The 23,903-nt window shown below is 56.3% G+C and carries 28 protein-coding genes; 13 read left to right on the forward strand and 15 right to left on the reverse strand.

The features are described from left to right. Position 1: 1 nt before the first annotated feature. The 4 genes from QQF33_RS12045 to nudI all read left to right on the forward strand — a co-directional run bounded on the left by QQF33_RS12045 (position 2) and on the right by nudI (position 2,632). Positions 2–1,171, forward strand: a complete 1,170-nt coding sequence (locus QQF33_RS12045; protein ID WP_282492915.1) for an HlyD family efflux transporter periplasmic adaptor subunit — start codon at positions 2–4, stop codon at positions 1,169–1,171. A 323-nt stretch (positions 1,172–1,494) separates the two neighbouring features. Continuing rightward, positions 1,495–1,803, forward strand: coding sequence for a type II toxin-antitoxin system RelE/ParE family toxin (locus QQF33_RS12050; protein WP_282492908.1), 309 nt, complete (start codon positions 1,495–1,497; stop codon positions 1,801–1,803). A gap of 13 nt (positions 1,804–1,816) precedes the next feature. After that, a complete protein-coding gene (locus QQF33_RS12055; RefSeq protein WP_285144898.1) occupies positions 1,817–2,164 on the forward strand; it encodes a HigA family addiction module antitoxin in 348 nt (115 codons plus the stop codon). 42 nt (positions 2,165–2,206) lie between these two features. Further along, positions 2,207–2,632, forward strand: coding sequence for a nucleoside triphosphatase NudI (gene nudI, locus QQF33_RS12060; RefSeq protein WP_285150810.1), 426 nt, complete (start codon positions 2,207–2,209; stop codon positions 2,630–2,632). Here nudI and QQF33_RS12065 read toward each other — a convergent pair whose 3' ends face one another. The 4 genes from QQF33_RS12065 to QQF33_RS12080 form a co-directional block, all read right to left on the reverse strand. Then, positions 2,633–3,148 carry a DUF6622 family protein gene (locus tag QQF33_RS12065; protein ID WP_285150811.1) on the reverse strand — a complete coding sequence of 172 codons (516 nt, stop codon included), beginning with the start codon at positions 3,146–3,148 and terminating at the stop codon, positions 2,633–2,635. Between the two features lie 79 nt (positions 3,149–3,227). Beyond that, positions 3,228–4,409: an aminotransferase-like domain-containing protein gene (locus QQF33_RS12070; RefSeq protein ID WP_285157872.1), complete on the reverse strand. Its 1,182-nt coding sequence runs from the start codon at positions 4,407–4,409 to the stop codon at positions 3,228–3,230. An 88-nt stretch (positions 4,410–4,497) separates the two neighbouring features. Beyond that, positions 4,498–4,947 (reverse strand): DUF421 domain-containing protein, encoded by a 450-nt coding sequence (locus tag QQF33_RS12075; RefSeq protein ID WP_282492903.1) that lies wholly within the window; start codon positions 4,945–4,947, stop codon positions 4,498–4,500. A gap of 9 nt (positions 4,948–4,956) precedes the next feature. Continuing rightward, a complete protein-coding gene (locus QQF33_RS12080; protein ID WP_285150812.1) occupies positions 4,957–5,460 on the reverse strand; it encodes a hypothetical protein in 504 nt (167 codons plus the stop codon). Between the two features lie 358 nt (positions 5,461–5,818). Between QQF33_RS12080 and QQF33_RS12085 the strand changes: the two genes are divergently transcribed. Continuing rightward, the gene (locus QQF33_RS12085; protein WP_285157873.1) at positions 5,819–6,379 is read left to right on the forward strand and encodes an Ail/Lom family outer membrane beta-barrel protein; all 561 of its coding nucleotides are present in this window, start codon (positions 5,819–5,821) and stop codon (positions 6,377–6,379) included. Between the two features lie 70 nt (positions 6,380–6,449). Here QQF33_RS12085 and QQF33_RS12090 read toward each other — a convergent pair whose 3' ends face one another. Then, positions 6,450–7,337: a LysR family transcriptional regulator gene (locus tag QQF33_RS12090; protein WP_285157874.1), complete on the reverse strand. Its 888-nt coding sequence runs from the start codon at positions 7,335–7,337 to the stop codon at positions 6,450–6,452. Positions 7,338–7,405: 68 nt separating this feature from the next. Between QQF33_RS12090 and QQF33_RS12095 the strand changes: the two genes are divergently transcribed. Continuing rightward, a complete protein-coding gene (locus tag QQF33_RS12095; RefSeq protein WP_282492899.1) occupies positions 7,406–8,038 on the forward strand; it encodes a short chain dehydrogenase in 633 nt (210 codons plus the stop codon). Here QQF33_RS12095 and QQF33_RS12100 read toward each other — a convergent pair. The 7 genes from QQF33_RS12100 to QQF33_RS12130 all read right to left on the reverse strand — a co-directional run bounded on the left by QQF33_RS12100 (position 8,032) and on the right by QQF33_RS12130 (position 16,614). Beyond that, positions 8,032–8,766 (reverse strand): class I SAM-dependent methyltransferase, encoded by a 735-nt coding sequence (locus QQF33_RS12100; RefSeq protein WP_285157875.1) that lies wholly within the window; start codon positions 8,764–8,766, stop codon positions 8,032–8,034. The two genes, QQF33_RS12095 and QQF33_RS12100, sit on opposite strands and share 7 nt — an antisense overlap. Positions 8,767–8,913: 147 nt before the next feature. After that, the gene (locus QQF33_RS12105; protein ID WP_285157876.1) at positions 8,914–10,296 is read right to left on the reverse strand and encodes an amidohydrolase family protein; all 1,383 of its coding nucleotides are present in this window, start codon (positions 10,294–10,296) and stop codon (positions 8,914–8,916) included. A gap of 21 nt (positions 10,297–10,317) precedes the next feature. Further along, positions 10,318–11,268, reverse strand: coding sequence for a carbamate kinase family protein (locus QQF33_RS12110; protein WP_285157877.1), 951 nt, complete (start codon positions 11,266–11,268; stop codon positions 10,318–10,320). 120 nt (positions 11,269–11,388) lie between these two features. After that, entirely contained in the window at positions 11,389–12,933 is a 1,545-nt protein-coding gene (locus QQF33_RS12115) for a xanthine permease (protein ID WP_285157878.1), read from the reverse strand. A gap of 11 nt (positions 12,934–12,944) precedes the next feature. Next, complete coding sequence (locus QQF33_RS12120) at positions 12,945–14,360, reverse strand: YlbE family protein (RefSeq protein WP_285157879.1); 1,416 nt, start codon at positions 14,358–14,360, stop codon at positions 12,945–12,947. Next, a complete protein-coding gene (fdrA, locus tag QQF33_RS12125; protein ID WP_285157880.1) occupies positions 14,360–15,901 on the reverse strand; it encodes an acyl-CoA synthetase FdrA in 1,542 nt (513 codons plus the stop codon). The genes QQF33_RS12120 and fdrA overlap by 1 nt, the downstream gene beginning before the upstream one ends. Before the next feature lie 107 nt (positions 15,902–16,008). Beyond that, a complete protein-coding gene (locus QQF33_RS12130; RefSeq protein WP_282492892.1) occupies positions 16,009–16,614 on the reverse strand; it encodes an ankyrin repeat domain-containing protein in 606 nt (201 codons plus the stop codon). Positions 16,615–16,979: 365 nt separating this feature from the next. Between QQF33_RS12130 and QQF33_RS12135 the strand changes: the two genes are divergently transcribed. Further along, complete coding sequence (locus tag QQF33_RS12135) at positions 16,980–17,909, forward strand: LysR substrate-binding domain-containing protein (RefSeq protein ID WP_282492891.1); 930 nt, start codon at positions 16,980–16,982, stop codon at positions 17,907–17,909. Here QQF33_RS12135 and QQF33_RS12140 read toward each other — a convergent pair. Next, positions 17,906–18,064: a YqaE/Pmp3 family membrane protein gene (locus QQF33_RS12140; RefSeq protein ID WP_282492890.1), complete on the reverse strand. Its 159-nt coding sequence runs from the start codon at positions 18,062–18,064 to the stop codon at positions 17,906–17,908. The genes QQF33_RS12135 and QQF33_RS12140 overlap by 4 nt on opposite strands. 228 nt (positions 18,065–18,292) lie before the next feature. Here QQF33_RS12140 and QQF33_RS12145 point away from each other — a divergent pair, with 228 nt between their 5' ends. Beyond that, positions 18,293–18,472, forward strand: coding sequence for a hypothetical protein (locus tag QQF33_RS12145; protein WP_282492889.1), 180 nt, complete (start codon positions 18,293–18,295; stop codon positions 18,470–18,472). Between the two features lie 37 nt (positions 18,473–18,509). Here the strand turns inward: QQF33_RS12145 and stpA are convergent, their stop codons facing one another. Beyond that, positions 18,510–18,914: a DNA-binding protein StpA gene (stpA, locus tag QQF33_RS12150; RefSeq protein WP_095283013.1), complete on the reverse strand. Its 405-nt coding sequence runs from the start codon at positions 18,912–18,914 to the stop codon at positions 18,510–18,512. Between the two features lie 647 nt (positions 18,915–19,561). On the opposite strand from stpA, the gene alaE reads away from it, so the two are divergent. After that, on the forward strand, positions 19,562–20,011 hold the full coding sequence (gene alaE / locus QQF33_RS12155; RefSeq protein ID WP_285144883.1) for an L-alanine exporter AlaE: 450 nt from the start codon (positions 19,562–19,564) through the stop codon (positions 20,009–20,011). A gap of 32 nt (positions 20,012–20,043) precedes the next feature. Here the strand turns inward: alaE and QQF33_RS12160 are convergent, their stop codons facing one another. Continuing rightward, positions 20,044–20,388, reverse strand: a complete 345-nt coding sequence (locus tag QQF33_RS12160; RefSeq protein WP_100779198.1) for a DUF2002 family protein — start codon at positions 20,386–20,388, stop codon at positions 20,044–20,046. Positions 20,389–20,548: 160 nt separating this feature from the next. Between QQF33_RS12160 and QQF33_RS12165 the strand changes: the two genes are divergently transcribed. The 4 genes from QQF33_RS12165 (at position 20,549) to nrdE (ending at position 23,898) form a co-directional block, all read left to right on the forward strand. Then, entirely contained in the window at positions 20,549–20,875 is a 327-nt protein-coding gene (locus tag QQF33_RS12165; protein WP_285157881.1) for a DUF883 domain-containing protein, read from the forward strand. A gap of 244 nt (positions 20,876–21,119) precedes the next feature. After that, a complete protein-coding gene (gene nrdH / locus QQF33_RS12170) occupies positions 21,120–21,374 on the forward strand; it encodes a glutaredoxin-like protein NrdH (protein WP_095283017.1) in 255 nt (84 codons plus the stop codon). Beyond that, entirely contained in the window at positions 21,371–21,781 is a 411-nt protein-coding gene (nrdI, locus tag QQF33_RS12175; protein WP_285150821.1) for a class Ib ribonucleoside-diphosphate reductase assembly flavoprotein NrdI, read from the forward strand. Before nrdH ends, nrdI begins: the two co-directional genes overlap by 4 nt. Then, positions 21,754–23,898, forward strand: a complete 2,145-nt coding sequence (nrdE, locus tag QQF33_RS12180) for a class 1b ribonucleoside-diphosphate reductase subunit alpha (RefSeq protein ID WP_285157882.1) — start codon at positions 21,754–21,756, stop codon at positions 23,896–23,898. The genes nrdI and nrdE overlap by 28 nt, the downstream gene beginning before the upstream one ends. The last annotated feature ends 5 nt before the right edge of the window (positions 23,899–23,903 follow it).

Below are 23,903 nucleotides of genomic sequence, written 5' to 3' on the forward strand. Positions count from 1 at the left end.
GATGGACGATCTCGATAACGCTCTCGACTCCGAAAGCGGCTACTCGGGCGCCCGGCGGATCGTGATCCTCTCCCTGCTCCTGTTCATCATCGTCGGCGTGTGGGCGTGGTTCGGCATTCTCGACGAGGTCTCGACCGGGACGGGGAAAGTGATCCCCAGCTCGCGCGAGCAGGTGCTGCAGTCTCTCGACGGCGGGATTTTGACCGAGCTGAACGTGCGCGAGGGGAATCTGGTGCAGGCGGGTCAGGTGCTGGCGCGGCTCGACCCTACGCGGTCGGAATCTAACGTCGGCGAAAGTGCGGCGCGGTATCGCGCATCGCTGGCCTCCAGCGTGCGTCTGACGGCGGAGGTGAACGATCTGCCGCTGGTCTTCCCCCCTTCCCTGAAAAAATGGCCGGACCTGATCGCCGCCGAAACCCGGCTCTACACCTCTCGCCGCGCGCAGCTTGATGACACCCAGCGCGAACTGAGAGCGGCGCTGGATCTGGCGAATAAAGAGCTGGCGATCACCCAGCGGCTGATCAAAACCGGTGCCGCCAGTCGGGTGGAAGAGTTACGTTTGCAGCGGCAAAAAAGCGATCTGGAGCTAAAACTCACCGACGTGCGTTCGCAGTATTACGTGCAGGCCCGCGAGGCGCTGTCGAAAGCCAACGCCGAAGTGGATATGGTCTCGGCGGTGCTGAAAGGCCGCGAAGACTCGGTGACGCGCCTGACCGTGCGATCGCCGGTCCGCGGGATCGTGAAAAACATCAAAGTGACCACCATCGGCGGCGTGATCCCGCCTAACGGCGAGCTGATGGAGATCGTGCCGGTGGACGATCATCTGCTGATCGAAACCCGCCTGTCGCCGCGCGATATCGCCTTCATCCACCCGGAGCAAAAGGCGCTGGTGAAAATCACCGCCTACGATTACGCCATCTACGGCGGGCTACACGGCGTGGTCGAAACCATTTCGCCGGACACCATTCAGGACGAGGCCAAACCGGAAGTGTTCTACTACCGGGTGTTTATCCGCACCAGCCAGGATTATCTGGTCAACAAAGCGGGCCGGAAATTCTCGATCGTGCCGGGGATGATTGCGACGGTGGACATCAAAACCGGAGAGAAATCGGTGATGGATTACATGATTAAGCCGTTCAACCGGGCGAAAGAGGCGCTGCGGGAGCGGTAAAAAAGCCCGGTGTCGCTGCGCTTACCGGGCCTACAGGGTTTTGTAGGTCGGGTAAGCGTAGCGCCACCCGACGGGTTTTCTGCCACTCCATACATTTTTCCTGAAGCCACCTCGCAGGACGAAATTTCTTCTTCATTTCCCCCTTTCAGCCTCACTCGACGAGGCGTATTTTCCCGTGACTTCAGAGGCTGTTTCTGACTGCATTGAGCCAAAAGTCGGGTCAAATTCTGATTAAGTAATAATCGGCAGAAATGCACTTGCGCACAGTGCATCGGTGCAATACCATTAACGCAGCTTCAAAGGGACAGGAGCTAAAATGCATCATGTTGAAGAACATTAATAACTTTCGCGATCAGTGGCTTGAGGATTTCTTCCTGTATGGAAAATCTCACAAAATATTCCCCTCAAGCATTGAAGCCGCCCTGGCGAGAAAACTGGATATCATCAATGCCGCAACGTCCCACAGGGATTTGCGCTCGCCGCCAGGCAATATGTATGAAGAACTTAACCCACCAATGTCAGGGTTTTCTTCCATACGAGTTAACAAACAGTACAGACTGATATTTAAATGGGTGGCCGGTAAAGCCGAAGACCTCTACCTCGCCCCGCATAAATACAAGCCTTATAAATAGTGAGGTATCCTACATGACTTCCCAACAATCCCTCCGCAAACCCACTACGCCGGGTGATGTGTTGCAGTACGACTACCTTGAGCCGCTGAACCTCAAAATTGCCGATTTGGCCGACATGCTTAACGTGCACCGCAACACCATCAGCGCGCTGGTGAACAATAACCGCAAATTAACCGCTGACATGGCGATTCGTCTCTCCCGCGTCTTTGATACCTCCATCGAGTTCTGGCTCAATTTGCAGCAGAACGTCGATATCTGGGAAGTGCAGAACAACGCGCGGACACAGGAAGAGATGAGCCGTATCAAAACGATTGCTGAGGTTCTCGCAAAAAGAAAGTCTGACCAGCAGGACATCGCCTGAACTCTGCTACAGTACCGCCAACATAAAATTCAGGGAGTGAGCATGCGCCAGAGAACCATTGTTTGTCCGATTATCCAGAATGACGGGGCATATCTACTGTGCAAAATGGCGGCGGATCGCGGGGTGTTTCCCGGCCAGTGGGCGCTGTCGGGTGGCGGCATGGAGCCTGGTGAAACCATGGAGCAGGCGCTGCGCCGTGAGATCCGCGAAGAGCTGGGCGAGGCCCTTGAGATCACCGACGTCAAACCCTTCGCCTTTCGCGATGACATTCGCGTCAAAACCTACGCCGACGGCACCACCGAAGAGATTTACATGATCTACCTGATCTTCGACTGCATCAGCGCCAACCGTGACGTGACCTTTAACGAAGAGTTTCAGGAGATCGCCTGGGTGCTGCCGGAATCCTTAAAAGAGCTGGATCTCAACGAGGCGACGCGGATCACCCTCTCGCAAAAAGGGCTTCTGTAATCAGTTCACCTGCGGTGCAGCCGAGAGATACACCCGCACATAGCGCGTAAACTTACCCAAAAACACCCCCGCGAATACACCGCCGGAAACAATTGCAAACGCGCTCATTCCCGGCTGTTGCAGCGTCTCGGGCGAGACGACGGTCATGACGCCTAAGACGTATTTCACGCCGAACGCCAGCAGCATAAATGGCAGCGCTGAGTAGTCGGCCTGTCGATAAATGCTGCGGGGCTGTGCCGCGCGGGTGGTATTCACTTGCTTAACCAGCAGATAGCCCAGCGCCGCGCCCGCCAGCAGCCCGGCGATCCACAGCGTGCAGGTCGCGACGGTGAGTTTGCGAAACACCACCAGATCGTAGATATCCCAAATCAGAAAGATCGCGGGAATAATCGCGAGCTTTTCCAGGGCTACGATGGCCGGTTTTCGGGCTTTGATACCGCGGGAGATCAGGAAGATAAACAGCACCCACACCCAGACGGGCGTGTGAGTGATCACTCCGGTGATGAATTCTGTCATAGGAATTACCGTCAGTGAGATTTTCGCACCGGGATAGTATTACGCACAATGGCGACCGCGCCATCATGCGTAAGTGGGTTCAGAGCGAAATTTTCAGGCGTCGAACTGCCTCTTTCAGCTGCTCATCCGTGGCCGTCACGAAGGACATGCGCAGGGTCGAATGGTCCGGGTTGCTGCAATAGAAGAACTCGCCCGGCACGAACACCACGCCGTTCGCCAGCGTCTTCGCCAGCCACTCGGTGGTGTTGAGGCCGTTGTTGAATTTTGCCCACAGGAACATCCCGCCCTTCGGCTTGTGGAAGGTCAGCACATCGCCCAGCTCGTTTTCCAGCTCAGTGGCAAAGGTCTGATATTTCTGGCGATAGGCATCGCGGATCAGCGCGATCTGCCCGGCGAGACGCCCGGTTTGCAGATACTCAAAAGTCATCAGCTGCGACAGGGTGCTGGTGTGCAAATCGGTGGTTTGCTTCAGATTCACCACCGCCCGCTTCAGCCACTCCGGGACCACCAGCCAGCCGACGCGGGTGCCCGGGGCGAGGATTTTGGAGAAGGTCGAGGTGTAGACGACGTTTTCTTCGTTGCCAATCGCTTTGGCGTGCGCCATCAGCGGGCGGAACACGTCAGAGGTGTAGTTGATCTCGCTGTACGGGTCGTCTTCGATAATCACGAAATCGTAGCGTTTTGATAACTCCACCAGCTGTTTGCGGCGGTTTTCAGAGAGCGTCACGCCGCCGGGGTTGCCGAAGGTCGGCACGATATAGACGGCTTTGATGGTTTTGCGGCTGACCAGGGCTTCGAGTTCATCGACCTTCATCCCTTCCCCGTCGGTGCCGACGGATTCAAGATTGGCCTGCGCCAGGCTAAAGACCTGCAGCGCGGCGAGATAGGTCGGGCTTTCCACGACGAAGGTGTCGCCAGGGTTGATGAGCGCACGCGCCAGAATATCCAGCGACTGCTGCGAGCCGGAGGTGATGACCACGTCATCGGCCTGGCAGGCGATCCCGCGCTCAGCGCAGATCTGGCCGATGGCGCTGCGCAGTTCCGGATAGCCCTCGCTCAGGCCATACTGGAAGGCCTCGCCAAAATGGCGGGATAACACGGCATCGGCCGCGATTTGTAATCCTTCGTGATCGAACAGATCGGGATTCGGAATGCCGCCGCCGAGGGAGATCACTCCCGGCATTTTGCTGTGTTTTAACAATTCACGGATGGCGGAAGATTGCAGGCTTTGCACGCTGCTGGCGAGTTTGTTCTTAGACATACTGTCGGAGCCCTGTAGTTCTGATTTTTATGATGTTCATAGTGTTAGTAACACATCTGTGGGGCTTTGATCATCACTTTTAGCGCCATTACTGGTCTTCTTTTGGAATGATTGAGATATGCCCGTTGCGCTCAAGGATGGCGTACTTAATTTTGCTGAACTCTTCGATACCCTGCGTCTGGCGCGCGGCGACTAAAATATCGTCGCAGGAGACGTCCACCTTTTTCAGTTTGTCCGGTAACGGCATACCGTTTTCCAGCAGAATGACCGGGGAGCCATCGAGGACCGTTTCGGCACCGGAAATGTACTTTTTCATCAGCCCAAAAAGCATATCTATGACTACCAGGGTCACAATAGTGAGCATCGCGCCCGTAACCGAAAAATCATTTCCCAGCAGCGCCTGCTGGGTCGCCTCACTGATAATCAGCAGTAAAATCAGATCGAAGCTGGTCATCTGCAATAACGCGCGACGCCCCGCCACTTTAAATACCACCAGCAGGATCAGATAGATTGCCAGTGCCCGGAAAACCATCTCCATATTGCGCTCCTAAGGATAAATAAACTGCCAGAAGCGGATTTCCGGCTCGCTGTTAACCTTGATTGAATTAACTGATTTGCCCATGCCCGTGGGCGTAACAAACATCCGCACGGAGAAATCACCTTGCGTTTTCACATTGCGATAAATCAAATACAGCGTTTTTCCCTCACTGAACATGCTATCGGGCTGCGGTGAAATGGCACCAGGCTCAAACATCGTATTTAATTCACCATTAATACTGAAAATATAACTTTCGGCAGGTAATGATCGGGTAGAAAAGTGCAGTTCGAATTCTGTTTGCAGGCGACCAAAACGTTCATAGTGAATAGCCAGCGTGTGCGCGTTATTTTCTTTTTGCGCCGAGCTAAAATAACCGTTCGAAAACAGCCCAGACAGGGCAGAAATAATAATGGCCAGCAACACCACCAGCCCAACCTGGCGGAATAAGGCCTCAAAGTTCAGACCACGTCTGCTTTCCGTAATGCCGGGTAATCTCTCTTTTTCTCGCGCCATTGCTCACCTCATTGCCTCGCGCTCTGCTCAGCAAGATGATTTTTAAGGATAAACACTTTATGGATTATCCCGTTTGTTAGATTAAGCAATAGCCACAGCGGGGGATAAGTCAAGCCATCTCCCCGTGAATATTTCAACAATGTAAAGCTACCAAAATCAGGGAGAGCGCGTTTCGGCCCTACCAATATCAGGGAGGACGATATCAGGAATAAGCTCCCCTTTAGGATAATTCCCCATTTCATCCGTTAGGTAAAAAACCAACAATTTAATCCGTTTTATTTGCTATGGAATATCCATGACATTTGCCGGTCATCTCCGGCACTCATCACCATTAAATGAAAATAAAGGATTACGGGAAATGAATAAAATATCTCTGGCGGTATTGGTGGCGGTAAGTCTGGCCAGCGGCGCAGCTCTGGCGGATAACCACACGGTTTCTCTTGGCTATGCGCAGAGCAAAGTTGAGAACTTTAAAAATATCCGCGGCGTTAACGCGCAATATCGCTACGAATGGGATTCTCCGCTCAGCGTCATGGGTTCTTTCACCTATATGAGCGGCGATGACGATCAGCGATATTATGTCGATTCTGATTCGGTCAAAAATCATATCGACGTGAAATATTATTCATTGATGGCGGGTCCGGCGTATCGCATTAACGACTATGTGTCGTTATATGCCCTGGGCGGCGTGGCACATACCAAAGCCGACGGGGATTCTACCTGGGTGAACGCGGGTGACGGGTACACGCAGAAAGACAACATCTCAGAAAAATCGACTTCGTTTGCGTACGGTGCGGGCGTGCAGTTTAACCCGACCGCAGAACTGGCGATTAATGTCGGTTATGAGGGGACGAACGCGGATCTGCAGGGCGACCATTCGATTAATGGCTGGAATGTGGGCGTCGGGTATCGGTTCTAAGCGGCGTTTGTGCCGGGTGGCGGCTTCGCCTTACCCGGCCTACGGGTCGGTGCAATATTTAGGCCGGGTATTAAGCCGCACGTATGCCTTGTAATAGATGATCTATGTAATACGTCAATTTCGGCAACGGGCGTAAATCCTGGCGCCACAACAGATGCACCGGCCTCGGTTCCGGCGTGAAATGCTCCAGCACCCGAACCAACCTGCCATTCGCCAGCTCGTCGGCCACCAGCACCTCCGGCTGCAACAACAAACCCGCCCCCGCTACCGCCGCGGTACGTAATCCGTACCCGTCGTTACAGCGCAAAATCGCATCGCGCTTCCAGCGCACCTCCCCTTCCACGCCCGGCAGCCGCCACTCGTTGCGCGCGGTCCAGACCGTGTGCGACAGGCAGAGATGATCGACCAGATCGGCAGGTGTTTGCGGCGTCCCGTGGCGCGCCAGATACGCCGGAGCCGCGCAGATCACCATCCGATACGGACACAGATACTTCGCCACCAGATCGTCGTGACGAATATCGCCGATGCGGATCGCCAGATCGAAGCCCTCATTGACCATGTCCACCATCCGGTTGGTCAGATCCAGTTCGACGCGCACGTCTGGCCAGGTCTGTAAAAAGGTCGCCGTGAGCGGAGCGATCACGCAGCCGCCAAAGGAGGTCGGCGCGCTGATGCGCAGCGTCCCGGCCGGGGCCGCGCGCAGGCGTTCCACCGAGCTTTCGGCAATCGACACCTGCTCCAGCACCCGTTTCGCCTCGTCGTAAAACACCCGCCCGGCGTCGGTGAGGCTTTGACGACGGGTGTTGCGCTCCAGCAGGCGCGTGCCAAGCTGTTCCTCCAGCAGCGCGATGTATTTTCCGACCATCACCGCCGACATCTCCAGCCGCGCCGCTGCCTGCGTAAAGCTGCCGCTCTCGACCACGGCGATAAAGGTCTCCATGCCGCGAAGCTTATCCATATTGCAAACCTCTGGTTAGTAATCTTCTAACTTTAGCCCAGTTTATCTCAGTTCTGATTTATTAAAGAATGGAGGCTCACAACCTGAAGGAGTCTGCTATGAAAATCGTCATTATTGGTGCCAGCGGCACGGTCGGCCGTGCCGTGACAGAAGAGTTGAGCCGTAAACACGAGGTGATCCGCGTCGGTCGCACGCAGGGTGATGAGCAGGTGGATATCACGTCGCAGGCCAGCGTGCAGGCGCTGTTCGAAAAGATCGGCCCGGTGGACGCGATTGTCTCTGCCAGCGGTGGGCTGCATTTTGGTCCGCTGGCGACCATGAAAGACAGCGATTTTGACCAGGGCTTGCAGGACAAACTGTTAGGACAGGTGCGCCTGGCGCTGACCGGTCAGCACTACCTGAATGAGGGCGGGTCGATAACTCTGATCAGCGGGATTGTCGCTCACGAGCCGATTGCTCAGGGGGTGAACGCGACCACGGTGAACGCGGCGCTGGAAGGCTTTGTCCGCGCCGCGGCCTGCGAACTGCCGCGCGGAATTCGTATCAACCTGATTAGTCCGACGGTGCTGACGGAATCCGCCGAAGCGTACGACGGATTTTTCCCCGGCTTTGAAAGCGTGCCTGCCGCCACCGTCGCGCTGGCCTACCGCCGCAGCGTGGAAGGCGTGCAGAGTGGTCGGGTTTATAAAGTCGGTTACTGAGGTTTGACGGCAGCGATCAGCACCAGCATCGGTCGCTCCGCCTCTTCCGCCAGCGCGGGCCAGGCGTCAATCTGCGCCTGCGTTGGGCCCCACTCGTTGACTTCCCGAAGCGTTAAACCTGCTTTGATCAGCGCATTCAGCGTGGTGCCGAGCGTGCGGTGATATTTGATCACCCCGTCCGCCAGCCAGTTGCTGACGCGCTGCCCCTCCTGCTGATACTGATTCACGCCCCAGAACCGCGCGCCGTTGTCATCCGTCAGCCAGCCCTGGCGCGAGGCGCAGGTGTAGATCGGGTGTTCCATCGAAAAGACCAGGCTGCCGCCGGGTTTGAGCGCGCGCTGAACGTGGCTGAACAGCGTGTCGAGTTCAGGGAGATAGTGCAGCGCCAGCGAGCTGTAGACCAGGTCGAGGCTGTTTTCTTCCAGTTGCAAAGATTCCAGATCGCTGCGTTGGTAGGTGATGGCCGCATCGGTGGTGAGTTCAAGCGCGCGGGCGAGCATTTTTTCCGAAATGTCGACGCCCATCACCTGTGCCGCCCCCATTTCGCGCGCGCTGCGGCAGAACCAGCCGTAACCGCAGCCGAGATCGATGACCGATTTTCCCGTCAGATCGGGAAGCAGGGATTTAAGCGCCGGCCATTCCGGCGCGCCGTCGAGGCCGTGGACCGAGCGCGGAAGCTGGGCGTAGCCCTCGAAAAACGCCGGATTGTCGTAGATATTTTGTGCCATCGCAGATCCCTCTTTGTGAATATGCGTAGCAGTATATCGCATGGTATGGGTTTTGTAGGCCGGGTAAGGCGTAGCCGCCACCCGGCAGCAAGCGGCTGTGCGGCCTAAAACGCCCGGTGGCGCTGCGCTTACCGGGCCTACAAAAACTTATGCCCCGACGTTACCCCACACCAGGTTCCCGTTATGGAACGTCGCGGTGCGCGGGGAGATGCGCGCCACGGCTTCGGCGGAACAGGAGGCGTCCACCAGCACAAAGCTCGCGGCATCCTGCGCTTTCGGCCACACCCGTTCGCCCTTGTCGTTCAGCGGCAGCACGTCGCCGGTGGCGATCCCCAGCGCGCGTGACAGGGTCTGCTCGTTCGGGCGGATGTAAAGCTGTGCGTAGAGATTGGCTTTTTCCAGCATGTCGCCCAGACCGTACGGCGACCAGTGGTCGATCACGCTGTCGGTGCCCGTCATCACAAATACGCCTTTATCGCGCAGCTGCTTAAGCGGCATATGCAGGGTGCCAATCGGCACCGTCGAAGCAATGGTGATCTGTTGCGCCGCCATGCGCGTGGCGATGGCATCCACCTCTTGCTCGTTCAGCGTCGCCAGCGCGAAGCCGTGGCTGATGGTCAGCTTGCCCTTCAGTTCCGGGGTTTTCTCGACCGTCTCGACCATATAATTCACCGCCGCCACGCCCGCCGGGCTGGTTTCGTGCAGGTGAATATCCACCCCTTTATCGTAATCCAGCGCAATCTGGAACATGGTGTCGAGGGATTTTTCCATCGCGCCATCGACGTTGGTCGGGTCCAGCCCGCCGACGTACTGCGCTCCGGCCTGCATCGCTTCGCGCATCAGCGGCTCGGATTTCGACAGCAGCAAACCGTGCTGCGGGAAGGCGACGATTTCACAGTCAAAACCGGGTTTACGCCGCGCCAGCACCGCCTGCAGATTTTCCAGATTTTTCAGGCCAGAGGTCGGCTCGATATTGCAGTGGCTGCGGGCGATGGTCGAGCCTTTGGACTGGATCAGATCGATCAGCTTTTCCGCGCGCTCCTGCGTGTAGGGCTGCAGCTCCGGCAGCAGCTTTTGCTCGAGGCGGATCATGTCCTGAATCGTCGTTCCCGCCGGGCGATTGAGCGAGCGCCACGGGCCGCCGTAGAAGGTTTTATCCAGATGGATGTGCATGTCGCGCATCGCCGGAAGCATCAGCTTGCCGCCCGCATCGTAGTGCGGAAGCGTGCTGTCGGCGTGGCTGTTGTTGTCGCGCAGGGCGACGATTTTGCCGTCCTGAATTTCCAGGGTTTTTAGCTCGGTGCGGGTGCTGGTTGCGACACCGCCGTCGAAGTTAAACCCGGCCTCCAGCAGCACGTTGTCGAGGTAATAGTGTTTCGCGGTGATGTTCATCGGTTTGCCCGTCTCGCAAGTTTTATTCGCTGTCTCAGCAGCATACGCGACGGAACCGGTCGCGCCAAACAGCGCGCAGGCAGTGACCATTTTGCCGCTCTGGCTGATAAACTCCCGGCGGCTTTTATTCTCTTTCATCTTATCTTCCTTATCTCTTTCTTACGCATTCACGATGTGGGTGCCGGTCTCACCGCGCAGCGCCGCAGGCAGGCAGTCTGGCGAGGTGATAATGACCCGTTTGCCGCCCTGTTGCAGGAACGCCAGGCTGGCGACAATTTTCGGCAGCATGCTGCCCGCCGGGAAATGGCCCTCTTCCATGTAGCGCGTCATTTGCGCCACGTTGACGGTGTCGAGCGCCTGCTGATTCGGCTTGCCAAAGTGAACGCACACTTTCTCCACGCCGGTGGTGATCACCAGCACGTCGGCTTGGATCTCGCGCGCCAGCAGCGCGGTGGAGAGATCTTTATCAATCACCGCGTCGACGCTCTGATAATCCCCTTCTGGCGTGCGGATCACCGGAATCCCGCCGCCACCGGCACCGATCACCACAAAGCCTTTTTGCGTCAGGGTTTTGATGGCGTCGGCTTCGACGATGCGCACCGGCTGCGGCGAGGCGACCACGCGACGGTAGCCGCGCCCGGAATCTTCCACAAAGTGCCAGTCCGGATGAGCGAGCTGCAGCTCGTCGCGCTGGGCTTCACTGAAAAAGGCGCCGATGGGTTTGGTGGGATGGGTAAAACCGGGATCCTGTAGATCGACTTCCACCTGGGTGACCACCGTCACCGCCTTTTGCTCACCGCGCGCGGCGAGGCGATTGTTCAGCGCCTGCTGGATCAGATAGCCGATCCCGCCCTGAGTGTCGGCGACACAGTTGGCGAGCGGCGTCAGGGGCAGACCTTCGCGCTCGTGGGCGATCTCCGCGCGACGCAGATCGAGGCCGACCTGCGGGCCGTTGCCGTGGGTGAGGACGATGTCGTAGTCGGAGGCGAGCATCTCTAATACCGATTCCGCGACCGCTTTGACCGCCTGCGCCTGGTGTTCAATCGACTGGCTGGCGTTGTCTTTGATAATGCTGTTGCCACCGATGGCGACGACCATGAGTTCTTTCATGTGTTTTCCTTTAGATTGGTGCGGTCTGGGGCCCTCACCCCGGCCCTCTCCCACAGGGAGAGGGAGAAACCGGTTCCCTCTCCCTGTGGGAGAGGGTTAGGGTGAGGGCATCAGGCATTATCAGGACTCTGAAACCGGCGCTGCCGCCCGCGTCACTTCGCGGCTATCCAGCACGTGTTTCACCACAAACATCCCGCTCATCATCAGGTACGCCGTCACAAACATCAGCGAACTCCCTTCGGCGAAACCGACTACCGGGGCGTGGATGACACCGAACATCGCCAACAGTGCGCCCACTGCTGCAGCAATCGCTCCGCGCAGCGGTTTATTGATGATGGCGAAGATAGCGATACAGCCCCAGAGCATGCTGGCGAGCGGTGCGCCGTTGCCCAGATGCACCAGCCCTTCGTAGTAGATGCCTTTACTGTGCAGCACGTCGGTGCCAATCTTCGCCGCATTCGTTCCCGCCGCCCCCATCACGCTGTTCATCATGGTCAGCGCCCAGTTGGCGATCCACGGGAACAGGCAGATGAAGATGACGGGCACCTCCACTTTGGGCGTTTCCCTCACCACCTGGTTGGCGGTGACCACGCCGATAAACACCAGAATCGGCACGATGGCGGTCATCGGAATGATGGCGAGCATAAAGGCCCCCAGCCCGAACAGCGGCACGATGAACATAGTCACGCCCGACGCCAGGGTATAGCCGATGCTCGCGCCCATCGCTTTCCAGCCCGCGTGGCCGACGTAGACCGTCACCGGGAACGGGTTGCCCATCAGGCAGCCGAGCATGGAGGCCAGACCGTTCGCCAGCATCACTTTGCGGGTCGGGTATTCGTCCCCTGCCGCGTGGGCGCTTTCGATGTTTTCGAGGTCAAAGATGTAGTTCGCCAGACCCAGCGGAACCGCCGACGCCAGATACGGCAGAGCGTGCGGTAAACCTTGCATGAAACTGTCAACGTGGACTGACGGCGGGTTAAAGCCGAACGAGGACATGGACGCTTTGATCGCTTCCGGGCTTTGCAGACCGGAGATCCACGCCAGCGCGGTCCCGGCGATCAGCAGCAACAGACCGGTCGGGATGCGGGCGAAGATCGGCTTTTTACCGAACCAGTTGATGAAGATCAGCAGCAGCACGATGAAGGAGACCGTCGGCGCTTCGAACGCCTGCAGCATCGGGTTCATCGCCAGCAGCAGCAGGCCCAGACCGGACAGGCACGACAGCAGCACGGTACGCGGGATCATCTTGCGGATGGTTTCACCGAGGAACGAGCCGCCCGCCAGAATCATCGCTTCCACGAAGCACCACACCAGACCAATCTGGATGGCAAAATCCGCGTCGCCGGTCTGCTGGTAAACCGGCATCAGCACCAGGAACGTCACCGTGAAAATGGACGGGGCGCTCGGGCCGGACGGCAGCGCCGTCACATCACTGCGCCCGGTGTCGCGCTGCATCTGCAGGCCAAACCACGCGTAGCAGATGCTGGCGACCAGTACCGCCAGCCCGAAGGCTGGCGCGATGCGTCCATAAACAATCTCTTTCGGGATGCCGACGACAAAAATGAGCAGTCCCATCATGGTCAACAGGTTAGTCAGGTTATTGGTCATGAGCCCGAAATAGGCCGCCCAGTCACCTCTTTTCCACTCCAGTTTCATGCTTTTCATGAATGCTTACCTTATAAAAAGTAGCGATCGCGGAAGGTCAACAGCGCCTTTTCAAAACAGCTAAATGGCGGGTGAACGATGCCCGCCCCAATCATGCCGATCCCGGCGTCTTTGTGGGCAATGGCGGTGTTGATCACCGGCAGAATGCCGCTGGCAGCGACTCTGGTGATATCAATCGCCGTCGGAATGCCCATAAACGAGAGCAGCGGAATGGTGACGTTCGGGTTTTCGCCGAGGGTGATTTCACGCATCTGGCGCGAGAAGTCGATGGCTTCGTCCACCGTGCCGCCCACCAGCGCCACAATCGCCGGAGCCGTCGCCATCGCAAACCCGCCGATGCCGTAGGTTTCGGTGATGGCGCTGTCGCCGATATCCAGACCGGAGTCTTCCGGCTTGTAGCCCGCAAACATCGGGCCAATCACCTGCTGCGCCGGGCCGGTAAACCACTGCCCCGGCAGGCCGGAGATGCGCAGACCAAACTCAAAACCGTTGCGCGCCATGGTGGTGACGACGGTGCTGTACTCGATCCCGTGCGCGGCATCGAGCGCGGCTTTGCACATCGCCATCCACGTCGGGCCGGAGAAGTAGTCGCTGCTCGCCACGAACTCAAACACCTGACGCTGTTGCTCCACCGGATAACCGGCCTGAATCAGCCCCGGCGTCAGCGCCTGGATCAGCAGCGTGGTGCCCGCGTTGTTGCGGTTGTGGCACTCGTCGCCCATGTGCAGGGCCTGGGCCAGCATCAGGCGCAGATCGATTTCGCCGATGATGTTCATCGCATCGCGCAGCATCGGGCCGAGCACATCGCGCATCCAGTTCAGACGATCGATGACGCTCTGGTCGTTAGCGCCCATGCGCAGGATTTTCGCCATCTGCTCGCTGAGGTTGGTGAACGCCCGGTTGCCGTAGGCTTTGTTCTCGACGATGTGCATGAACATTGACGCCGAGGTGACACCCGCCATCGAGCCGACGCAGTCGTGTTCGTGGCACGGCGAGAAGGTAATTTCGCCGGATGCAGCGAGGCGCCCGGCGTCGTCCAGATCGCTTGCCAGCCCTTCAAACACCAGCGCGCCCGTTACCGCGCCGCGCATCGCGCCGCACATGTTTTCCCACGCGACCGGCGGCCCGGCATGCAGGATGGTGGTGCGGGTCATGCCTGGCACCACGTTAATGGCCTGGTCGAAGCCCACCAGCACCGGATGAGACTGGATAATGCGCTCCAGCGCCTGTTGGTTGGCGGCGGCGATTTTGTCGGCGAGCGTGGAGTGCGCCAGCTGATCCAATGCTTCGACCACCTGCAGATTGCCCTGCCCCGGCGGCGTCCAGTCGAGCTGCGTGACCGGCACGTGCTGTTTTTTCAGGTCGTCGCTGAACAGGGCGATGCCGACGTTGATGACGTTCAGCGGCTGGTTAAATAAGGTTTTCATCAGGCTTTCTCTCCTTTGCAGACAAATTCACGCGCCAGTAATCCGGTATTGCTGCTGCTGCTGGCCCAGATCACGCCCGCGTCCGTCAGCAACTGGCACTGCTGCGAAAGCGACGGTGTATCCAGATCCGTGCCGAGCACGTAGCCGAGGATCTCCAGCGGGCGGTTGTCCGCTTTCGCGATAGCCTGCGCCTCTTTGATGGCGTCAATCATCACCCCGACCGGGTCTTCGTGAGAGCCGAAACCGAGCACAAAATCCATCACGATCACCCCCACTTCCGGGTCGTGTGCCTCCTGCAACAGGCGGCTGATGCGGTTGGTTGGGTCGATCATCGGGTGCGGTTTGCCGTTGGTGAAACCGTCGTCGCCAAAGTCGAGGAAGGTATGAGCCTGGCTGACGTTGAGATCGGCCAGCCGTTTGGTCGGGTCCGGCTGAATGTTGCTGTAGACGTCGTCGAATTTTTCCAGCGCCGCGAACATCGCTTCGTCGCACAAAGTGCCGCCGCAGAACAGGCCGCGAATATACTTTTGCTGCGGGGTCAGACGGGCGCGGACTTCTTCAATGAGCGGCCAGTTGAGCGGGTGCAGATCCAGCGACTCTTTTTTGATGCCGGTGAGGAGGACCGCTTTCAGGGCTGCCTCTTTGGTGCCGCGCGCGAACTGCAGGCCGTCTTCATCGGCGGGCGGCTCGTTGCGCCCGAGGAAACAGACCACGACCGGTTTGCGGCAGGCGCGGGCGCGGGCCAGCACTTTTTCAGCCACTTTTGGCGCAGGCGGTTTCGAGATGAGGGCGATCACCTGGGTGGCGTCGTCGGCTTCCAGCATTTCAATGGCGTCGAGCATCATCAGGCCGCCGATTTTTTCGCTTAAATCGCGCCCGCCGGTGCCGATCAGCTGCGAGATCCCGCCGCCGAATTTATGAATGCGCGCGCTCAACTCCTGGCTGCCGGTGCCCGATGCGCCAACGATGCCAATCGGCCCGCGACGGACCGCGTTGCCAAAGCACAGGGCCGCGCCGTTGATAATGGCGGTGCCGCAGTCCGGGCCCATCATCAGCAGGCCTTTCTCATGGGCCAGCTGCTTGAGTGCCAGTTCGTCGTCGAGGCTGACGTTATCGGAGAAGAGCATTACGTTGAGATCGTTCTCCAGCGCCTGGCGCGCCTCGCGGGCGGCGAACAGACCGTTGACGGAGATCACCGCCAGGTTGCTGTCGGGACGATGCGTTTTGGCGCTGGCGAGCGTGGCGAAACGGGATTCGTGCGCGCCGCCGCTCTCTTTGCGGGTAAATAACGCTTCGATGGCCGCCAGAGTTTCGTCGTCAGCGGCATCGCCTTTAATCACGATCATCAGGTCGCCGTTTTTAGCGTCCTGCAGTTCCGGCGTTAATAAGCCTAAATTTTTGAGTACGCCTTTATTCATTTCGGTCGCCATCGCCACAAACGCCTGGTCCACGCCGGGCAATTTATTGGCTTTGGTCGAGACCGACATCAGCGAGACCGAATCAAAATAAGTGTTCTTTTTAATAACGATTTTGGTGGGCATGTTTCCTCCCGAATGCGGGCAAAAGGGGGCCGTCATCATGATGAAGTCATGATGGTAAAGGTGAAAATTTTCAGGTCAGGCAAGCCCGGAAAGGCTTGCCGGATACATTATGCGCCGGCGGCTAACAGCAGTTCGGCAATGGCGTGATAGCCTTTTTCGCGCGCCAGTTCGAGCGGGGTTTTACCGTATTTATCGGTCATGTGCGGATTGGCGCCGTGGTCGAGGAGTAATTTGACGATCTCCTGCTGTTTCGCCCCGCCGTCGTTGAGGACGATGGCTTCCAGCAGTGGCGTCCAGCCGACAAAGTTGGTGTGGTTGACGTTGATGTCCGTGTGGGTCAGCAGTTCGCGGACAATCTCCACGTGACCTTTTTCGCTGGCAGGCGTGATGCCGACGCCGCCGAAACGCGACAAGCGGTCGAGATCCGGTTTCGCGGGCAGAACAATGCGCAGCAGGGTTAGATCGTTTGTCAGACAGCTAATTAAGAACGGGTTAAAACAGGTCTGATCCTGCTGGTCGATATCCGCCCCGGCGGAAATAAGGAATTCGACGCAAGAGTAATGCTTTTTCAGGCTGGCAGTAATAATGGCGGTTCTTTTCTGGCGGTTGGTGGCGTTGATATCTACCCCTTTTTCCAGACAGGCTTTCAGCGCATCCAGATTGCCCTGCTCTGCCGCCAGCAGAAATTCAGTAACGAGTTCATTTGCAGACATATTCAGACTCCGATGTTTTCATTTCTGATGCCCTGAGAATAGCAACAGCCCCGCGATAAAAGAATCCGCTTAAATTTCATTCATCGTAAGCCGAGACATTATTGAATCAAAATCAACAGTCGGGTCAAAACGTGCGTGGGTGCAATGTTTTTCTTATCTTTGACGCACTTTTCACGCGCTAAACGGCTTTCTGCTTATGGCTCGACACGCCTTGACTGGCGCGGCCTGAAACAAAATAACAGAAGTGTGATAGTGCTCAAATGAGTTGTAACCGCAGTGTTAAATATTGTTCAAAACTGATTGCCGTCACGGGCGATTACAAATAGATTCAACAATACTGCCGGGCGAATAAATAAGGGCGAGCCATGAATTCTATTTTTACCGAAGAGAACCTGCTGGCCTTTACCGCGGCGGCGCGCTTCGGCAGTTTCAGCAAAGCCGCCGAGGAGCTGGGCGTGACCACGTCGGCCATCAGCTACACCATCAAACGGATGGAGACCGGGCTGGACGTGGTGCTCTTTGTGCGCAATACGCGCAGCATCGAGCTGACGGAGTCCGGGTTTTACTTTTACCGTAAAGCCACCGATCTGCTGAATGACTTTCACGCCATCAAGCGCGGGATCGATACCATTTCGCAGGGCATTGAGGCGCGGGTAAGGATTTGTATTAATCAGCTGCTATACACCCCGCGCCACACCGCCCGCTTATTACAGGTTTTGAAGAAACAGTTTCCGACCTGCCAGATCACCGTCACCACCGAGGTGTATAACGGCGTGTGGGATTCGATAATTAATAACCAGGCCAATATAGCGATTGGCGCGCCTGATACCCTGCTCGACGGCGGCGGGATTGATTACACGGAAATCGGCGCGATCCGCTGGGTATTCGCCATTTCTCCCCAGCATCCGCTGGCGTTTTCCCCTGAGCCAATCGCCGAAAGCCAGCTGCGGCTCTATCCGAACATCATGGTCGAAGACACGGCGCATACGATCAATAAAAAGGTGGGTTGGTTGTTGCACGGACAGGAGGCGATTCTGGTGCCGGACTTTAACACCAAATGTCAGTGTCAGATCCTCGGGGAAGGAATTGGTTTTTTACCGGAGCATATGGCGCGGGAGGCGGTGGAAGAAGGGTTGCTGGTGACGCGGCGGATTAATAATCCTCGCCAGGATTCCCGCATGCTGCTGGCGACGCAACATGCGGCGACCGGCCAGGTCACCCGCTGGATCAAACAGCAGTTTGGACCGCAGGGGGTACTGACCGGGATTTATAACGATTTACTGTGGCGGGATTAATCGCGGGACTGCACCCAGAAGGCGTGAATAAGCCCGGGGATGTAACCCAAAAGCGTCAGCACGATATTAATGATAAATGCCCAGCCGAAGCCTTTGCCCAGCAGCACGCCCAGCGGTGGGATAAGAATTGTAAAAACGATACGCCAGAAACCCATACTTTCTCCATACTCCATACAAGCTAAAAAAGATCATTGTTAAAAAAGAGTTATTAACTCTAAGCGTAGCGAGTTTAGCCTGGCCTGCCATTTTGCCCGCGCGCTTTTACGCTCCTTTACCCTCTTTACAATCACTTAGGCTGGCGATTAAGGGGTATTCGGGCATGACAACTGTACCCGGCTTCCGACGTGGGCTAAGGTAAGACATACCAAAACGAGGAGATCATTATGTTTACAGTTGGAGATGTTGTGCAGCCACGTATGGGCGGCCCGAAATTGAAAATCGTTGAAGTCCATGAGGATCAGATTGTTGCCGTACAGGCAAGCAACGAGCAGGGAGAGAAGTTTACGCTGAAGGCGGCAGACGTGACGCTGTATAAAGAAGACGGCGATTTCGGCGTCTGCTGAAAGCTCAGGGCGGTGAGATACCGCCCTGATGTACCACTTAGATCAGGAAATCATCCAGTGATTGACCGTTAGCCAGCGCGTTCGCGATTGGCTTAGGCGTACGGCCCTGGCCGGTCCAGGTTTTTTCTTCGCCGTTGACGTCAGTAAAACGATATTTCGCTTCACGCGCCTGACGTTTTTGCGGCTGGCTGGCGCCCTTCAGAACGTCTTTGCCCAGCAAGTCTTCCGGAGAAATACCGTCTGCTTTCATCAGCTCTAACAGCGCATTAATTTTCTGCTGCTGTTCTGCCTGCTGGCTCTGCATTTCATCTTGCTCATTACGTTTTTCTTCCGTAACGATGCGGAATTTTTCCAGCATTTCTTCAAGCACATCAATTGAGAATTCACGCGCCATTGCGCGAAGGGTACGGATATTATTAAGATTTTGTAACATTGAAGACATATTACTGAAGACCTTTTATGAGTTGATTCAATGAGCAATAGTTCAATATGGTAATCCACTTTACTTTGAATATCCATTAATTTCCTCCCTGACTTTTATTGAGGATATTCAAAAATATTTATTTAATTATCGTTACCTTTATTTGCACTCCTCGCAAAATTGCATTTAGTTTATCGCCCCGTTTCTATTTCAAAACGGCGTTCGTCGTGTGATTCTTCGCCCGTCACTTCTACATTTCTGAATAATCATTCACCTGCGCGGCATAACAACACAAAAACCAATGTCAGAATAATTCACCGCAAAATGCGCTTTGGAAGCAGATTCTTCACCACAAACTCACTTTTCATTCTGCGGGAAGGAGAGTCTGCTGAACGCCAGTTTCGTGCGGTTGAACCCTCATTGATAAAACAAACTTAACATATTGATTTTAAAAACTGTTTACAGGTGTAAAACAGAAAATGCCGAGGGTTGCAGAAAGGAACTCGGTTTAGAGCATTTTGTGGACAAAACGCCATTAAATAAAAATTAATCACTCATTGTGACTTTCAAAGCAGAGAGATACTCTATACACGCTCAAGAAAGCAACCTAAAGCACCAATCGCTGCGGGTAAAATCTCTGTTTTGTGTTTATCTCAAGGAGTTCGGACATGTTCTCACCGCAGTCTCGCCTGCGCCATGCAGTTGCAGACACTTTCGCGATGGTTGTCTACTGTTCCGTAGTGAACATGCTGATCGAGATATTCCTCTCCGGAATGTCTTTTGAGCAGTCCCTTTCTTCCAGACTGGTGGCGATCCCGGTTAACATTCTTATTGCATGGCCGTACGGTTTTTACCGTGATGCGGTGATGCGCGTGGCGCGCCGTTTTAGCCCATCTGGCTGGATGAAAAACCTGGCGGACGTGCTGGCGTATGTCACCTTCCAGTCCCCGGTGTATGTGGCGATTTTGCTGACCGTTGGCGCAGACTGGCATCAGATTGCCGCTGCCGTCAGCTCGAATATTGTGGTGTCGATGTTGATGGGTGCCGTCTACGGCTACTTCCTCGACTACTGCCGCCGTCTGTTTAAAGTCAGCCAGTATCATCAGTCTCAGGCGTAACGTGCTGCGACTGGCCGCTGCCAGTCGCGTGTTTACTGCGGTTCGCCAAACAAACCTGTCAGAAATCTCTCCAGCGCCATGCGGGAGCTAAAACCATGCGGAATGCCGTAATGCTGGTGACGTTCTCCGGCTAAATAGAGCGGAAATTCCTGATAGTGATCGCAGGTTTTGATATCTGTGGCCGGCTCAGCAAACGACAAACTGCGGTCTTTCAGCGTGGGGTGAATAATCAGCGCAGTGCGTCCCATTCGGGCTTCACGGTTAACGTAAACATAATTATCGCCGCGGCGATATCCGTATGTTTTCTGTGTCACTGCATCCATGATGAAACCCGCTTTTTCAAGAACGCGCGCCACCTCATCGGGTCGTAAATACATATTTTATCCTCGTTATCTTTTCCTGCGGGCCAACCTTACAATATTCAGCATTAGCAACGCTTTCAGATAAATCCATAAAGGCTCCGATAAGTCGTGACTCGCTTCAGATATTAAAAACCTGGACTAAACTGTGTGTGAACGCAAAATTATGGAGGATCGTATGTTTAACAGACCGAACCGAAACGATATTAATGACGACGCTCAGGATATTCGTAACGATGTCAGCCAATTAGCAGACACACTGGAAAACGTTTTGAAATCCTGGGGCTCTGATGCGAAGGACGAGGCGGATGTCGCCAGGCGTAAGGCTCAGTCTCTGCTGCGTGAAACCCGCGCCCGGATGCATGGCCGCTCGCGCACCACGCAGGCCGCCTGCGATGCCATTGGCTGTGCCAATACGTTCATTCGCGAAAAACCGCTGTATGCCGTGGGGACCGTCGCCGCGGTGGGGATTTTTATCGGTGCGTTACTGACGCTGCGTAAATAGTCCTTAAAAGGTGATTCGTTGACCCTCGTTCGCTCCGGCGTTCGGGGGTTTTTATTTTTCGCTCAAAAAAACAGCGCAAACCGCGTACAGCCTGCCCCTCCTCGCTGCGTTCATCATCGAGGCTAAATCAATCGTTAAATCCCATATCTTGTATGGTTGAAACTTACATCAACTACATCTAGTATTCCTTTTGACAAGACACACACAACCTGACGCGTTCATTCGCGCCGCTCCCTTATTCTAAATGGAAATACGAATCATGAGCATTACTATTTACACTCGTAACGACTGTGTTCAGTGCCACGCCACCAAACGTGCAATGGAAAGCCGCGGCGTCGAGTTTGAGATGGTGAATGTGGACTTACAGCCTGATGCGGCAGATACCCTGCGCGCACAAGGATTTCGTCAGCTTCCGGTGGTGATCGCCGGGGAAACCAGCTGGTCAGGCTTTCGCCCGGACATGATTAACCGCCTGCAAACTCAGGCCGCCAGCGCATGAGTCTGATCGTCTACTTCTCCAGCAGCTCGGAAAACACGCTGCGCTTTATTGAGCGCGTCGGGCTGCCCGCGGTGCGTATTCCGCTTAACGAGCGCGAGCGGATTCAGGTAGACGAACCTTACATTCTGGTGGTCCCCAGCTACGGCGGCGGTGGAACGGCGGGCGCGGTGCCCCGCCAGGCGATCCGCTTTCTGAATGATCCCCATAACCGGGCACTGATTCGCGGTGTGATCGCGGCAGGCAATCGCAACTTTGGCGATGCTTTCTGTCGCGCCGGGGATGTTATCTCGCAAAAGTGCGGCGTGCCGTATCTCTATCGTTTTGAACTGATGGGGACACAGCAGGACGTAGAGAACGTGCGTAAAGGAGTGAATGAATTTTGGCAACGACAACCGCAGAACGCGTAATGCAGGGATCGACGGATTACCATGCCCTGAACGCCATGCTGAACCTCTACGATCGTGAGGGGCATATTCAGTTTGGCAAAGACCACGAGGCGGTCGACGCCTTTTTCGCCGCCCACGTTCGGCCAAACACAGTGCCGTTTGCCAGCCAGCAGGCGCGGCTCGACTACCTGGTCAACGAGGGTTATTACGAAGAACGCGTGCTGACGCGCTACGACCGCGCTTTCGTGGTGAGCCTGTTTGAACGCGCCCACACCAGCGGTTTTCGTTTTCAGACTTTCCTCGGGGCCTGGAAGTATTACACCAGCTACACGCTCAAAACCTTCGACGGCAAACGCTATCTGGAAAGTTTTGAAGACCGCGTCTGCATGGTGGCGTTAACGCTCGCGCAGGGCGACGAAGCGCTGGCGCAGCAACTGACGGATGAGATCCTCTCCGGGCGTTTCCAGCCTGCGACGCCAACGTTCCTCAACTGTGGCAAGGCCCAGCGCGGCGAATTGGTCTCCTGCTTCCTGCTGCGCATCGAAGATAATATGGAGTCGATTGGCCGCGCGGTGAACTCGGCGCTGCAGCTCTCCAAACGCGGCGGCGGCGTGGCGTTTTTGCTGTCGAACCTGCGGGAATCCGGCGCGCCGATCAAGCGCATTGAGAACCAGTCGTCGGGCGTGATCCCGGTGATGAAGATGCTGGAAGATGCGTTTTCCTACGCCAATCAGCTGGGGGCGCGTCAGGGCGCGGGGGCGGTCTATCTCCACGCCCATCACCCGGACATCCTGCGTTTTCTGGATACCAAGCGCGAAAATGCCGACGAAAAAATCCGTATCAAAACTCTGTCGCTTGGCGTGGTGATCCCGGATATCACCTTCCAGCTGGCGAAAGAGAATGCCGGGATGGCCCTCTTCTCGCCGTACGATATCGAGCGCATCTACGGCAAGCCCTTCGGCGATGTGGCGATTAGCGAGCTGTACGACGAGCTGGTCGCCGACGACCGCATTCGTAAAAAATACATCAACACCCGCGACTTCTTCCAGACCCTGGCCGAGATCCAGTTTGAGTCCGGCTATCCGTACATCATGTATGAAGATACGGTGAACCGCGCCAACCCGATTGCCGGGCGCATCAACATGAGCAACCTGTGCTCGGAGATTTTGCAGGTTAACAGCGCGTCCACTTACGATGAGAACCTGGACTACGCGGAGACTGGCAAGGATATCTCCTGCAATCTCGGCTCGCTGAATATTGCCCACACCATGGATTCGCCGAATTTTGGCCGCACCGTGGAGATCGCCATTCGCGGCCTGACGGCGGTATCGGACATGAGCCACATCCGCAGCGTGCCGTCGATTGAAGCCGGGAATGCCGCGTCCCACGCCATCGGGCTTGGGCAGATGAACCTGCACGGCTATCTGGCGCGGGAAGGTATCGCCTATGGTAGCCCGGAGGGGCTGGATTTCACCAACCTCTATTTCTACACCATCACCTGGCACGCCCTGCATACCTCGATGATGCTGGCCCGCGAGCGCAACCAGCGTTTCGCCGGATTCGAGCAGTCGCGTTATGCCAGCGGGGAGTATTTTAATCAGTATCTGGAAAGCGACTGGCAGCCGAAAACCGACAAAGTGCGCGCGCTCTTTGCCCGTGCCGGAGTCCATCTCCCGACGCGTGAGATGTGGCAGCAGCTGCGCGCCGACGTGATGCAGTACGGCATCTACAACCAGAATCTACAGGCGGTCCCGCCGACCGGATCGATCTCCTATATCAACCACGCGACGTCGAGCATTCATCCGATCGTCTCGAAAATTGAAATTCGCAAGGAAGGCAAAACCGGGCGCGTGTACTACCCCGCGCCGTTTATGACCAACGAGAATCTGGCGCTGTATCAGGATGCCTATGAGATCGGCCCGGAGAAGATTATTGATACCTACGCCGAGGCCACGCGCCATGTGGATCAGGGGCTATCCCTGACGCTGTTCTTCCCCGATACCGCCACCACGCGGGATATCAACCGGGCGCAGATCTACGCCTGGAAGCGAGGGATCAAAACCCTGTACTACATTCGCCTGCGTCAGCTTGCGCTGGAAGGCACCGAAATTGAAGGCTGCGTGTCCTGCGCGCTGTAAGGAGA

The sequence above is a fragment of the Lelliottia wanjuensis genome (genome assembly GCF_030238365.1).
In the GTDB taxonomy this organism is placed as follows: domain Bacteria; phylum Pseudomonadota; class Gammaproteobacteria; order Enterobacterales; family Enterobacteriaceae; genus Enterobacter; species Enterobacter wanjuensis.